This is a genomic window from Streptomyces sp. NPDC020747 (assembly GCF_044334695.1).
Classification (GTDB): domain Bacteria; phylum Actinomycetota; class Actinomycetes; order Streptomycetales; family Streptomycetaceae; genus Streptomyces.
Genome location: NZ_JBIRTJ010000001.1, coordinates 499,291 through 511,679 on the forward strand (window position 1 = coordinate 499,291; position 12,389 = coordinate 511,679).

12 protein-coding genes are annotated in these 12,389 nt (G+C 70.6%); 1 reads left to right on the forward strand and 11 read right to left on the reverse strand.

Annotated features, from left to right (window positions below; translation table 11 throughout):
* Nucleotides 1-11: 11 nt before the first annotated feature.
* The 8 genes from ACH4YP_RS02050 to ACH4YP_RS02085 all read right to left on the reverse strand — a co-directional run bounded on the left by ACH4YP_RS02050 (nucleotide 12) and on the right by ACH4YP_RS02085 (nucleotide 9,289).
* Nucleotides 12-950 carry a cupin domain-containing protein gene (locus ACH4YP_RS02050; RefSeq protein ID WP_398488903.1) on the reverse strand — a complete coding sequence of 313 codons (939 nt, stop codon included), beginning with the start codon at nucleotides 948-950 and terminating at the stop codon, nucleotides 12-14.
* Nucleotides 947-2,305: an amidohydrolase family protein gene (locus ACH4YP_RS02055; RefSeq protein ID WP_361051217.1), complete on the reverse strand. Its 1,359-nt coding sequence runs from the start codon at nucleotides 2,303-2,305 to the stop codon at nucleotides 947-949. Before ACH4YP_RS02055 ends, ACH4YP_RS02050 begins: the two co-directional genes overlap by 4 nt.
* Nucleotides 2,306-2,334: 29 nt before the next feature.
* Nucleotides 2,335-3,315, reverse strand: coding sequence for an alpha-ketoacid dehydrogenase subunit beta (locus tag ACH4YP_RS02060; protein ID WP_398488905.1), 981 nt, complete (start codon nucleotides 3,313-3,315; stop codon nucleotides 2,335-2,337).
* Nucleotides 3,303-4,244: a thiamine pyrophosphate-dependent dehydrogenase E1 component subunit alpha gene (locus ACH4YP_RS02065; protein WP_398489447.1), complete on the reverse strand. Its 942-nt coding sequence runs from the start codon at nucleotides 4,242-4,244 to the stop codon at nucleotides 3,303-3,305. Before ACH4YP_RS02065 ends, ACH4YP_RS02060 begins: the two co-directional genes overlap by 13 nt.
* Before the next feature lie 95 nt (nucleotides 4,245-4,339).
* On the reverse strand, nucleotides 4,340-5,677 hold the full coding sequence (locus ACH4YP_RS02070; protein ID WP_361051211.1) for a Xaa-Pro peptidase family protein: 1,338 nt from the start codon (nucleotides 5,675-5,677) through the stop codon (nucleotides 4,340-4,342).
* Nucleotides 5,678-5,724: 47 nt separating this feature from the next.
* A complete protein-coding gene (locus ACH4YP_RS02075) occupies nucleotides 5,725-6,375 on the reverse strand; it encodes a cupin domain-containing protein (protein ID WP_361051208.1) in 651 nt (216 codons plus the stop codon).
* Nucleotides 6,376-6,463: 88 nt separating this feature from the next.
* Nucleotides 6,464-7,018, reverse strand: a complete 555-nt coding sequence (locus ACH4YP_RS02080) for a sigma-70 family RNA polymerase sigma factor (RefSeq protein WP_361051205.1) — start codon at nucleotides 7,016-7,018, stop codon at nucleotides 6,464-6,466.
* Between the two features lie 111 nt (nucleotides 7,019-7,129).
* Complete coding sequence (locus tag ACH4YP_RS02085; RefSeq protein ID WP_398488908.1) at nucleotides 7,130-9,289, reverse strand: penicillin acylase family protein; 2,160 nt, start codon at nucleotides 9,287-9,289, stop codon at nucleotides 7,130-7,132.
* A gap of 136 nt (nucleotides 9,290-9,425) precedes the next feature.
* Between ACH4YP_RS02085 and ACH4YP_RS02090 the strand changes: the two genes are divergently transcribed.
* On the forward strand, nucleotides 9,426-10,085 hold the full coding sequence (locus ACH4YP_RS02090) for an isochorismatase family protein (RefSeq protein WP_361051199.1): 660 nt from the start codon (nucleotides 9,426-9,428) through the stop codon (nucleotides 10,083-10,085).
* Between the two features lie 74 nt (nucleotides 10,086-10,159).
* Here ACH4YP_RS02090 and ACH4YP_RS02095 read toward each other — a convergent pair whose 3' ends face one another.
* The 3 genes from ACH4YP_RS02095 to ACH4YP_RS02105 are packed head-to-tail and all read right to left on the reverse strand — an operon-like array spanning nucleotide 10,160 to nucleotide 12,208.
* A complete protein-coding gene (locus tag ACH4YP_RS02095; RefSeq protein WP_398488909.1) occupies nucleotides 10,160-10,393 on the reverse strand; it encodes a hypothetical protein in 234 nt (77 codons plus the stop codon).
* A complete protein-coding gene (locus ACH4YP_RS02100; RefSeq protein WP_398488910.1) occupies nucleotides 10,390-11,964 on the reverse strand; it encodes an amidohydrolase in 1,575 nt (524 codons plus the stop codon). The genes ACH4YP_RS02095 and ACH4YP_RS02100 overlap by 4 nt, the downstream gene beginning before the upstream one ends.
* A gap of 31 nt (nucleotides 11,965-11,995) precedes the next feature.
* On the reverse strand, nucleotides 11,996-12,208 hold the full coding sequence (locus ACH4YP_RS02105; RefSeq protein WP_361051190.1) for an MbtH family protein: 213 nt from the start codon (nucleotides 12,206-12,208) through the stop codon (nucleotides 11,996-11,998).
* Nucleotides 12,209-12,389 lie beyond the last annotated feature (181 nt).

Sequence of the window (12,389 nt, forward strand, 5' to 3'; positions counted from 1 at the left end):
CACGTCGTGGCTCACGGCTTCTTCTCCCCTTGTTCTCCGCCCAGTTGTTCTCCGCTCAGCACGTCGCGCAGGTAGTCCCAGTCGCGGGCGAACCGGTAGGAATGGCGCGACGGCGGCTGCGGTGCCTGGGTCTCCAGCCAACGCACCGGTCCCGTACCGGCGCTGGTAAAGCTGTGGACGCAACCGGCGCCCGCCCAGGCGGCGTCGCCCACGCCGAGTCGGTACTGCTCGCCGTCGAAGGCGGCGTCCACCGTTCCCTCGACGATCAGATACGTCTCCTCGAAGGGGTGGTCGTGCGCGCCCGCGACGCCGTCGGCCGCGTACCGCACCATGAACATCGTCGAGGCCACCGCGCCCAGGTCGGCGTCCACCATCATCTTCACGGTGATGCCGCTGTAGACGAGGAGCGCGGTGCGCATGCTGGCCGACACGGCGAGGAGGTCCTGGGACTGCTTGCCGGAGTCCATCTGGGCGGCCTCGAAGTGGCCGAACGAGCGGGTGCGCGGGTCGCGTACGTCGATCCGGACCGGCTCGCGGACCGACTCGTGGTCCGACAGCGCGGATACCGCCCGGGTGTCGTGTCCGTAGCGCGCCCTCGGCACCGGAGCGAGCATCTCCGCCCAGCGTGCGGCGGTGTCCCCGGCCCCGCGCCAGGCGTGCGGCACGCCCGTCGGCAGCAGCCCGTAGTCGCCTTCTTCGAGGAGGTACGAGCCCTCGGGCGTATCGAGGATCACCGTCCCGGCGAGCAGGTGGAAGGACTCCTCGTACGAGTGGACGTGGGCCCCGATCGCCCCGTCCGGCGTCAGTTCGCAGACGCCGAAGCCCGTGTGGACGGAGCCGTCCTCCTCGCCGACCACGGTCCGCCGTGTGAATCCCGTGCTGTCGTAAGGCAGTTGGGTCGGGGCGGCGAACGTGGCGTCCGCCGCCCGTCGGATCACGTGGTGCGTCATGCCTGCTGCTTCCCGCGCGCCTCGACCGCTGTCGCGAGGCGGTCGCGGGACTCCTCGACCAGGCGCCGTGCCCGCCCGGCGTCGGCGAGCAGCCTGCCGTCGCGCTTGCGCACGACGCCGTCGACGATGACGGTCTCGACATTGGACACGTCCGCGCTCAGCGTCACGGCGGCCACCGGGTCGATGAGCGGCGCGACGTTGAGCGCGGTCGCGTCGATCGCGACGACGTCGGCGCGCTTGCCGGGGGTCAGTGAACCGGTGCGGTGTTCAAGTCCGGCGACATGCGCGCCGTTGACCGTCGCGATCTCCAGCATCTGACGTGCCGTCAACATCGTTTCGGGTACGGGGATGTCGGCCTGCCAGCACTCGGCGTTCACCCGTGCCCGCTCGGCGCCGAAGGCCGCGCGGATCTGGGTGAACATGTCGCCGGGCACGGTGGTGACCACGTCGATGCTCAGGGACGGCCGCAGCCCGTGCTCGATGGCCTTCATCACGGGTGGCCAGCCGTGCCCCATCTGGGTTTCCACCTGCGGTGCGATGGAGACGGTGCCGCCGCTGTCGGCGACCATCCGCCACTCCTCCTCGCTGAAGTAGCAGCAGTGCACGTAGGTGGTGTCGGAGCCGAGCAGCCCCAGGTCGTTCAGCTGCTTGACCATTCCGAAACGTCCCGCCAGCCGTCCCATGCCGACGTGCACGGTGATGGGGATGCCCAGTTCGCGTGCGAGGCGCCACTCGGCCTCGACGACGTCGTTGATGCAGAAGCCGGGGCCGCGGGTGGCGAGGCCCATGGTCAACAGCCCGTCGTCCGAAGCGAAGTGACGGTCCCTCACCCTGCGTACGTCGTCCCCGGGAATCGCGATCTTGCTCTCGTACCAGTAGTCGGCGAGGGAGGTGTTGGCGCTGCCGTACGCGTACTGGGCGCGGATGCCGGTCTCGCCGAGCGCCTGGACCGCGGCGTCCGGATGCTCGGGGGTGTTGTTGATGTGGGACCAGTCGACGAGGGTGGTGATCCCGGCGTTCAGGCACTCCAGTGAGCCCGCCAGGTTGCCCGCGTACACGTCCTCGGGTGTGTAGACGGGCGCGAAGGTGTCGAGGACCTCCACGAAGTAGTCGTCGAGGGTGGCGTTGGGGGCGCAGCCGCGGATGGGCGCCTCCCAGGTGTGGCGGTGGGTGTCGACGAAGCCGGGCACGAGGATGCGGCCCGTCATGTCGAGCACCTCGGCGTCCGCGCTGATGTCGCGGTCGACCGCCACGATCTTCCCGTCCTCGATGAGGACGTCACCGCCGGGCAGGTCCCCGATGTCGGGGTCCATCGAGATCACGTGGCCCGAGCGCAGGAGCATCCGATTCGTCATCGCCCTACTCGCCTCTCTCCTTGCCGAGTTCAGTACGCGGTGAGGTCGCGGACCTTGGTCACGACCTTGTCGACGGTGGGGATCACCTGCTCTTCGAGCGCGTCCGCGAAGGGCAGGGGCACGCATTCGGCGGCGACCCGGCGCACGGGCGCGTCGAGGAGGCCGAATCCCTCGTCGGCGACGACCGACACGAGCGTGCCGCCCCAGCCGCCCTGGTACGGGTTCTCCTCGACGGTCACGAGCCGTGAGGTCTTCGCGAGCGAGCCGAGTACGGTCCGGGTGTCGAGCGGCACCAGGCAGCGCAGGTCGATCACCTCCGCCTCGATGCCCTCCTCGGCCAGCCGTTCGGCGGCGGTGAGCGCCACCGGCACCATCGAGGCGAGGGCCACGAGCGTGATGTCGGCGCCCTCGCGCACGACGGCCGCGCGCCCCAGCTCGACGACGTGGTCCGGCGGTGCGGGCGCACCCTTGGCCGCGAGCAGGCCCTTGTGCTCGAAGAAGACCACGGGGTCGTCGCTGCGGATGGCGGCCGCCATCATGCCGACCACGTCGGCGGGGGTGGCCGGTGCCGCGATCTTCAGTCCGGGGATCGTCAGCGCCCAGTTCTCGGTGGCCTGCGAGTGCTGCGCGCCGAAGCCGAGCCCGCCGCCGTTGGCCGTACGCACCACGAGCGGCACGGTGACCTGACCGCCCGTCATGTACCGCACCTTGGGTATCTCGTTGGCGAGGTAGTCCCAGCAACAGGCGAGGAAATCGGAGAACATGATCTCGGCGACGGGTCGCATCCCGGTCATCGCGGCGCCCATCGCGGCCCCGACGATGGCCTGTTCGGAGATCGGCGTGTCCCACACCCGCCCGGACCCGAACTCCTCGTGCAGACCGGCGGTCGTCTTGAACACTCCGCCCGCCGCGCCGATGTCCTCGCCCAGGCACACCACCGTCGGATCACGCCGCATCTCCCGCGCGATGCCCTCGGCGACCGCCTGCCGGTAGGTGATCACGTCCGCCACGCCGCACCTCCGTCGGCCCACACGTCGGTCAGCGCTTCCCGGGGATCGGGTGCGGGCGCGTTCTTGGCGGCCTCAACCGCCGCCTGTACGAGGCTGGTTGCGCGCTCGTCGGCCTCGGTGACGGTGCCGGCCGACACCCCGAGTTCGGCGAGGCGGCCGCGTGCCACGTCCAGCGGGTCGTGCTTGAGCCAGCGCTCGACCTCCTCCGCGGGGCGGTACGTCGCCGGGTCGGCGCGGCTGTGGCCGAAGTGCCGGTAGGTCTGCGCCTCCAGCAGGCTGGGCCCGTCTCCTGCCCGGGCCCGGCCCGCGAGCCGGGCCACCGCCTCCTGGACGGCGACCACGTCGTTGCCGTCGACGATCTCGCCGGGGATGCCGTAGGCGGACGCCCGGTCGGCGGCGGGGTTGGCCACCGCGGTCACGTCGGCGATCGGGGTGTACTCCATGTAGAGGTTGTTCTCGCAGACGAACAGCACGGGCAGTTTCCACACTGCGGCGAGGTTGAGCGCCTCGTGGAACGCGCCGATGTTGGTCGCGCCGTCGCCGAAGAAGGCCACGGCGAGCTGTTCGGTGCCGCGCAGCCGGGCCGACCAGGCGGCGCCGACCGCCATCGGGAGATGGGCGCCGACGATCGCGTACGAACCGAGCATGTTCCGCGATGCCTTGGTCAGGTGCATCGAGCCGCCCTTGGCCCCGCACAGTCCGGTGGCGCGGCTCATCAGTTCGGCGAGGCACTCCTCGGGGGTCGCGCCGCGGGCCAGCGCGTGGTGGTGGCCGCGGTAGGTGGCGAAGACGTAGTCGTCGTCGCGCAGGGCCGCGCTCGCGCCGACGGCGATGGCCTCGTGTCCGGCGGCGAGGTGGGTGGTTCCCTTGACGAGGCCGGACATGAACAGGTCGTGGGCGGCCTGCTCCGTACGCCGGATGACGGCCATCTGCTCGTACAGCGCGAGGAGTTGGGCCGTGTCCGGGCCAGGGTTATCCCGCTGAGGGGCTTCCGGCAGCGAGGAACCCGGCCGGGGGGCGTCCGTCATCGTTCCCCCCTGCCCTCGCGGGTGTTGAGGTGGGACTGGGCCTCGCGCCGGGTGTTGAGTTCGCCGCCGACGGTCCAGTACTTGCGGCCGGCGACGAGGAGTTCCTCGGCGGGGAACTTCGTGATCACCTCGCACCCGTCGGCCGTGACGACGAGTTCCTCCTCGATGCGCGCGGCCGACCAGCCGTCCGCCGCCGGCCAGTAGGTCTCCAGGGCGAACACCATGCCCTCTTCGAGGACTTCGGGATGGTCGAGCGAGACGAGACGGCTGAAGATCGGCTTCTCCCAGATGGACAGGCCCACCCCGTGCCCGTACTGGAGGGCGAAGGCGGCCGTCTCGTCCGGGAAGCCGAACTCCTCGGCGCGTGGCCAGACTTGGACGATGTCGGCGGTCGTGGCGCCGGGGCGGACCAGAGAGATGGCCTCGTCCATGTAGGCGCGGCAGCGAATGTAGGCGTCGCGCTGGGCGGGCGAGGCGCTGCCGACGGCGAACGTGCGGTAGTAGCAGGTGCGGTAGCCGAGGTGGCTGTGCAGGATGTCGAAGAAGGCGGGGTCGCCGGGGCGGATCAGCCGGTCGCTGTAGACGTGCGGATGCGGTGAACAGCGCTCGCCCGAGATGGCGTTGACGCCTTCGACGTACTCGCTGCCGAGGTCGTAGAGGACCTTGCTGACGAGTCCGACGCACTCGTTCTCACGGATGCCGGGTCGCAGGTGGGCGTACAGCTCCTCGTAGGCGGCGTCGACCATCGAGCAGGCCTGGGTGAGGAGGGAGATCTCGTCGGGTGTCTTGACGCGGCGGGCCTCCAGGAAGACCTGCTGGCCGTCGACGACGTCGATGCCCTGTTCCTTGAGGGCGTGCAGGACGGGCATCTCGGCGAGGTCAACGCCCAACGGCTCGCCCGCCAGGCCGTGTTCGCGCAGTTCGGCGGCCACTTTCGCCGCGACGTCCGCGCCGATGCCGGCGTCCGGGTGGAAGGCGCCGCGGAGGGTGGAGATGCCGGCGCGGGCGCCGGTGGGCGGGCCTTCCTTGCCGTCGCTGTAGTCGAGCCAGGGGTTGTAGAGCTGATGGTGGCGGGCGGCCGAGCCGAAGTCCCAGACGATCGGTTCGCCGCCGCGGACGAGCAGCGCGAAGCGGATCAGTTTGTCCATCGCCCAGGTGCCGATGTGGGTGGACGACATGTAACGGATGTTGGCGAAGTCGAAGCTGAGCAGCGCTCCCAGCTCGGAGCGGTTCAGTGCCTCGTGGAGCCGGGCCAGCCGCTGTGTGCGCAGCCGGTCGAGGTCGATGCGCTGTTCCCAGTCGACGGCGTTCGGTCCGAATGTGCGGATTGCCATGACGACCACCACCCTCATTCGGAGTGAACGACCGTCCGAGCGAAGTGTCAACCCATACTGAACACGAACCAGACGCCGACAGCGGGTTCACTGCCGTCGTTGCGGTAGCGGTGCGGGGTCGTCGACTCGAAGCAGACGGCGTCGCCGGGCCGGATCACGTGCTCCTCGAAACCGAGCGTGAGGACCAGTTCGCCGGAGGTCAGATAGCCGTACTCCGTCCCGGGGTGCCGCATGAGGCCTCCCGCGCTGGAGGAGGTCCCGCCGGGCCGGTAGGTCACGCGCAGGAAGTCGACGTCCGCTCCCGGAACGTGACCGAGACGTTCCCATGTTACTCCCGAATCGAGCTCCAGCATCTCCCGCTCACCGCTTCCGACCAGCGGTCCGATCCTGCGGCCGGGGTCGGCGGCGAAGGCGGCGAGAGCGCGCAGCACGGTGTCGGGGGGCACGCCCACGACCGCGGTCGCCGGGGTTCGGGCGCTCTCCCCCTCCGCGTCGAAGAGCGACTCGACCGGGATGGAGAGCGCGGTGGTGATCGCGTACAGGGTGCTCACCGAGGGCTGGCTCTTGCCGGTCTCGATCTGGGAGATCAGGCTCGCGGAGACCCCGATCTCCCGCGCGAGGCCGCGCAGGCTCATCCCCCGCGCCGTACGCGCCTGCCGGATGCGCGCGCCGACGGGCGGCACGACCACAGGGGACACGGACGGCTCCTTCCGCGGATACGTTCACACTCATTGAACAGCGCAGCCGGAGAAATGGGGAGCGTTGCTCGAAATCGGCGTACGCCGACTACGCCACGGCACCGTCCATGGACCTGGCGCAGATCAGCCGAAGCCGCGCACGACCGCGAGTGAAGGCGCCCTCGGCCGCCTTGACCGAGATCTGGTGGATGCGGGCGAATTCCAGAGTGGAGATCCCATGGGCGCGAGCGAGCACGACCTGCCGCTCCCGGCCCCGCAGGAGGTGCACCTGGCGGAGCAGCCAGCGGCCGAAGTCCCTGTCGCATACATCCTCGTCCGGGGTCTCGGGCGTACGGACATCGGCGGTGTGGGGCAACAGCCGTCTGCTGCGCTCCTGTTCGCGGTGGTTGTCGGCGCAGAGGCGCAGGGCCACCGAGGTCAGAAAGGGGCCGATCCGCTCCGGGTCCAGATCGCCGCAGGCGGCGGCCCTCAGCATCGCCTCCTGTACGCAGTCCTCCGCGTCCTGTGCGTCCTGCGCGTTCGGAAGCCGCCGGCGGACGAGTCTCATCAGCCGCTCCCGGTGGCCGGCGATCACCTCCCAGGACAACGCCCTTCGTAATTCCTCCTGGGATTCCTGGAGTTCCCCGTCGCCGAACCCGGACACACCCGAAGTCTCCGCCCAATTCCCGTGACCCATGATCCCGGTCTGTCCGGGCGGGGAGAGCGAAAAACCAGGGGCCTTCGCCTTTCATTCATCCGCATGAAGAACGGACGATCAGATTCCGATGTCTCGGGAACCGTGCTCCGGCTCCTCGACGAGGAGCGCGAAATCGGTGATGACAGGGGCGAGTTGACCGCTCAGCCACAGTGGAAGCTGGTCCCGCCGGTGCGGGTCTCCGGGGATGCCGCGCGCGCCCAGCGGCACGGCCCAGAGGCTGTTCTCGCGGCGGGCGAGGTCCCAGACGTACCGGGCGGACGGCCCGCGGGAGCTGAGATCGGTCACGCCCGGCGTGCTCGACGTGGCCAGCACGCAGTCGTGGTCCCCGGCGAGGCCGGGCCATTCCTCGCCCTCGGCGGCGGGGAGGACCCGAGAGGGGGCGAGCCGGTGCAGTTCGCCCCAGATGACGGGCTCCAGGCGTGCCGTCTCCTCCAGAGCCGCCCGCACGACCGCCGCACTGTCCAGCCCCGGGAGCAGCTCGGTGGCCAGCAGGTTCTCCAGCGCGAAGGCGACCTTCGCGGTGAGGTTCAGCCATGGTTCGAACACCGCGGGGTACGACAGGGGCGGCACGGCGAGACTCTTCAACTCGGGGGCCGCCGCGACCCGTTGCACGACCGCGGAACGCAGCCGGGCGTAGTCCCCGGCGGCGGTGCTGTCGGCGTCCATGTGCCGGTTCCAGGCCAGCAGTCGCGCCCTCAGCGCCTCCGCCTCGGGGCCGAGTCCGTCGAGCCGTGCCACTCGCTCCAACAGGGGTGCGGCTGCCGTGAGTTGGGTGTCCATGTGGATGGCCACCATGTCGTGAGGCTCCCACTGGCGCGACGCGCGCAGCAGGCCGTCGATGCGGTCGGCGCGGTACGGCGGGGCGAACTCCGTGCCCAACGGCGCGGCGAGGCCACGCTCGTTGGCCATCACCGCGATGCCTTCCACCTCGGCGCGAGGTGTGTCATGACGGCCCTGCCACTCGCGCCCGCTCCGCCGACCGGGCACGATCCGCAGCCCGTTCTCCCGGTGACGTACGGGCACGTGTCCGGCCACCCGGTGCAGCAGCCCGCCGGACGTGTCCGCGGCGTGCACGACGTTCACCGGCTCGATCCAGCGGTCGAGCGCCCGGTCCACGTCCACGACCGTACGGGCCCGGAGGAGTGCCGGGAGCGCGTCGAACCCCAGGTCCTCTGTGACGCGGGGCGGGTAGCGCAGGCTGATGCCTTCGCAGAGCACGGTGGGTCCCGAGTCGCCGTCGGCCCCATCGGCAAGGCCCGACTCGCCCTCGGTCCCCTCAGCCGGTCCCGACTCACCCTCGGCCCCCTCGGCGGGTACGTCGATGACGACCGGCCCGCGCTCCGTCTCGATCACGTCGATCTCGACCGGGTCGCCGCCCGCGACCCGGATGGTCTCCCGGTGGTGGGCGGCCGGCCGCCATCCCTCGGGCCCCAGCGCCTCGATGCCGTCGACCGATGTGCGCAGGCGCTCCCGGTAGAGGTCGTGGTAGTCGGACATGGCGTTGGTGATGGCCCACGCCACGGTCCCGGTGTGGCCGAAGTGCGCGATGCCGGGCACCCCGGGGACGGCGAAGCCGACGACGTCGTACTCCGGGCACGAGAGGTGTATCTGCTGGTAGAAGCCCGGGTCCTGGATGAAGCGGTGGGGGTCACCGGCGATGAGCGGGGCCCCGGACGCGGTGCGGTCGCCCGCGACCATCCAGCCGTTGGAGCCCGAGGTGGCGGGGCCGTCCGCGGCGAAGAGTTCGAGGGCCTCGTCGCCGAGCCGGCGCGCGACCTCCTCGCGCCACAGCTTGGTCGGGAAGCCGGCGAAGAGGATGTGGTGGGCGAGCCAGACGCCGAGGGGTGTCCACTTCCGCCAGGTTCCCGAGGCCAGTCCCGTGGCCGCGAACTCCGGCGCGTCGGCCGCTCCCCGCTCAAGGCCGGCGTTCACCCCGTCGACGTACGCCGACACCCAGGCCGCCGTCTCCTCCTCCAGCGTCCCGAAGCAGCGCCGGGCCGTGTCGTCGAGCCGGGCCCGGCGGACGAAGCGGTCCCAGGGGACGGCGGTAGCCCCGAGGAAGGAGGCCGTGGTGCCCTGCGAGCGATGCCTTTCGGTCTCGATCTGCCAGGCCCGGTCGCGCGCCGCGTTCTCCCCCTGGGCGAAGGCCAGTTGCAGCGGATCGGGGGCACGGAGATGCGGGATGCCCCAGGCGTCCCGGTACGTCCTGCTCGCCATGGTCCTCGCTCCTCGAACTCCTGGTGACTCGGCCGAACCGGCCACCTGACGATCCACCACTCATCAAGTTAGCTTAGGCTAAGCTAACTTCTCTCAATCGGGCTCGGCGCACACGCCATCAGGGAGGAGTCCGCCCATGGGCTTGCCGGTCATCAACTCCTATCCCATGCCCGACCGTTCCGCGGTCCCCCCGTCGGGCCCGCCCTGGACGATCGATCCGGCACGGGCCGCGCTGTTGATCCACGACATGCAGAACCACTTCGTCCAGGCCTTCCCGCCGGACTGCTCGCCCGTCGTGGAGCTGCTCGACAACAGCGCCACCCTGCGCGAGCTCGCGGGGACGCTCGGCATGCCGGTGGTGTTCAGCGCCGAGCCGGCCGCCCAACGCCCGGGCCAGCGGGGACTGATGACCGACATCTGGGGCCCCGGCATCGGTCAGGAACCCGGCGACGACGCGGCGATCGTCGCGGAACTCAAGCCCAGGGTGGGGGAACACCTGCTGGTCAACGTCCGCCACAACGCCTTCCTCCGCAGTCATCTGGGCCGGCTGCTGCGCTCCGAGGGGCGCGACCAGCTGATCCTCTGCGGGGTGCGGGCACATCTCGGCATATTGCTGACGGCCGCGGACGCCTTCATGCACGACATCCAGCCGTTCGTCGTGGCCGACGCGGTGGCCGACTTCTCCGCCGAGGACCACTCCATGGCACTGCGGTGGATCGGACGCACCAGCGTCGTGTGCACCACCGACCAGCTGATCCGCCAACTCCTGCACGGCAGGGCGGCGCAGAGCATGTGACGCCGCGGCACGGAGCATGTGATGCCTTCGCCCTCGCGTTCGCCCTCGCTCTCACCTTCGCCGACGCGGGTCGTTCACGAGCACGGACGTCCCGGATAGTCGTCGCCCTCCGGTACGCCCGCCTCGCGCATCCTGCGTACGACCTCCTGCCGGACTCCCTCGTCGTCGATGTCCACCAGGCCGTTGGCGTCCCGGTCGAACACCAGGGTGTCGCCGGCGGTGTCCCAGAGCACCCACCGGTGCGGGTAGGTCGAGCCCTGCCACAGGTGCGCGTACCGGGTGTTGCCGTTGTCCGTCCGCGTGCTCACGACGAGGCCTCCTCGGTCTCACGGCCGTCGACGAACGTCGCGACCACCTCGATGTCGCCGATGCGCGAGACGTCGACACTCCTCGGGTCGTCGCCCAGGACGACCAGGTCGGCGCGTTTGCCCGGGGTCAGGCTTCCCGCGCTGTCCTCCCAATGGCAGGCGAAGGCGCCGGCCACGGTGTACGCGCGCAGGGCCTCGTCGACCGTGATGCCCTCGTCCGGGCCGATGACCTGACCCGACTCGGACGCGCGCTCGACCATGAACTGCACGGCTCTGAGCGGCGAGCCGTCCGCGACGGGCCGGTCGGAGCTGCCCACGAGGGTGATCCCGTGCTCCAGGAAGCCCCTCCCCCGGTACAGCCAGGGCGCCCGCTCCTCGCCCATGATCGCCGCGTAGTCGTCGCCGAAGTAGCGCAGGAAGTTCGGCTGGACCACGGCCGTCACGCCCAGCCGCGCGAAGCGCTCCAGCTGGTCGGGCCGGATCAGGCCCGCGTGCTCGATACGGTGCCGGGCGCCCGGGCGCGGCCGGATCCGCTGCGCCCGCTCCAGCGCGTCCAGGGCGACATCGGCCGCCCGGTCGCCGATGGCGTGCACGGCGAGCTGCCAGCCCGCCAGATGACCGGCGACGATCGTGTCCGCGAGGGTCTCGGGGTCGTCCTGCAACTGGCCCGCGTGGTCCAGCCCTTGATACGGGCCGGTCAGTGCGGCGGTACGGGCCATCATGCCGCCGTCGGTGTAGATCTTCAGCGCGCCCACGGAGAGCCGGTCGTCGCCGAACCCGGTGCGCAGACCGAGGTCGAGGGCTCGGGGTATGCCGTCGTCCTCGTGCGCCGTGACGGGGCGCAGCCGGTCCGCGGACACCATGAGCTGCGCCCTGAGCGGCAACTTGCCCTGCTCCAGGGCGAGTTGGTAGGCGCCCAGCTCGACGGGACTGTGGCCGAACAGCACGCCGCCGATGCCCGCCTCCGCGCAGGCCGTCACTCCCTCGGCCAGACAGGTCCTGGCCGCGAGCCCGATCGCGTCGGCCAACTCCTGCTGGGAGTACGGCAGTCGAAGCGCCCGGGCGGCTCCCATCGCGCCCTCGGCCAGGAAGCCCTCCCCCTGGGGGAGTTCGGCGGGCAGCACGTCCAGGACGGCCGTGTTGACCATGCAGCCGTGTCCGGAGTCGTGCATCATGAAGACTTTTCGCCCGGCGCTGACCTTGTCCAACTCGGCGGCGGTCAGATGGCGTCCGAGGCCGCGCTGGTCGTACCCCGCGAGGTCCGCCCAGCCCCCTTCCGGCGTACGTGCCACCACCTCGGCCACGGCGGCGAGCACGTCCGCGACCGAGGCGCACGGGGCGACGCTCGGTGTGCCCGCCTTGAACCCGGTCCAGGCCAGGTGCACATGGCTGTCGATGAACCCGGGCAGCACGGTGGCGCCCTGGAGGTCGATCACCTCACGGGCCGGCAGGGAGGTCGCGGCTTCGTCCAGGCCCACGATCCGGCCCCGCCAGATGCCCAGGTCGTGGGCGACGGGACGGTCCGGATCCATGGTGAGGAAGCGGGCGTTCGTCAGTCTGGTGCAGAGCATCAGCGGTGTCCCCCCGGAGTGGTCGGCGGGGTCACACGTCCCTGGCCGTCGCGAGGGACCGGGGGCGCAGATCGGTCCAGTGCGCCTCGATGAAGTCCAGGCACGCGTCTCGGGTGTTCTCGTCGAAGGCGACCGTCCACCCCCCGGGCACCTCGGCGAAGGACGGCCAGAGCGAGTGCTGGCCCTCGTCGTTCACCAGGACCAGGAAGCGGCCTTCGGTGTCGTCGAAAGGGTTGGTGCTCATGTTCGGTGGCCCTTTCAGGAAGCGCATCGGGGAGGAGTCGGAGAGGGAGTCGGGCTGGAATCGGGGATGGAGAGGAATGCCATGATTAGGTTAGGCTCGCCTAATTAGAAGCGAGCTTAGCCTTTGCCCCTTCCCTCTCACAAGGAGACGTTCATGCGCCTGGCGATCGAAGGGGTCCGGC

Excerpts from the sequence above, each read along its gene's own strand:
- ACH4YP_RS02105 (WP_361051190.1), bottom strand. The coding sequence starts at position 12,208 with ATGAGCACCAACCCTTTCGACGACACCGAAGGCCGCTTCCTGGTCCTG.
- ACH4YP_RS02050 (WP_398488903.1), bottom strand. The coding sequence starts at position 950 with ATGACGCACCACGTGATCCGACGGGCGGCGGACGCCACGTTCGCCGCC.
- ACH4YP_RS02065 (WP_398489447.1), bottom strand. The coding sequence starts at position 4,244 with ATGGCCGTCATCCGGCGTACGGAGCAGGCCGCCCACGACCTGTTCATG.
- ACH4YP_RS02055 (WP_361051217.1), bottom strand. The coding sequence starts at position 2,305 with ATGACGAATCGGATGCTCCTGCGCTCGGGCCACGTGATCTCGATGGAC.
- ACH4YP_RS02070 (WP_361051211.1), bottom strand. The coding sequence starts at position 5,677 with ATGGCAATCCGCACATTCGGACCGAACGCCGTCGACTGGGAACAGCGC.
- ACH4YP_RS02090 (WP_361051199.1), top strand. The coding sequence starts at position 9,426 with ATGGGCTTGCCGGTCATCAACTCCTATCCCATGCCCGACCGTTCCGCG.
- ACH4YP_RS02085 (WP_398488908.1), bottom strand. The coding sequence starts at position 9,289 with ATGGCGAGCAGGACGTACCGGGACGCCTGGGGCATCCCGCATCTCCGT.
- ACH4YP_RS02100 (WP_398488910.1), bottom strand. The coding sequence starts at position 11,964 with ATGCTCTGCACCAGACTGACGAACGCCCGCTTCCTCACCATGGATCCG.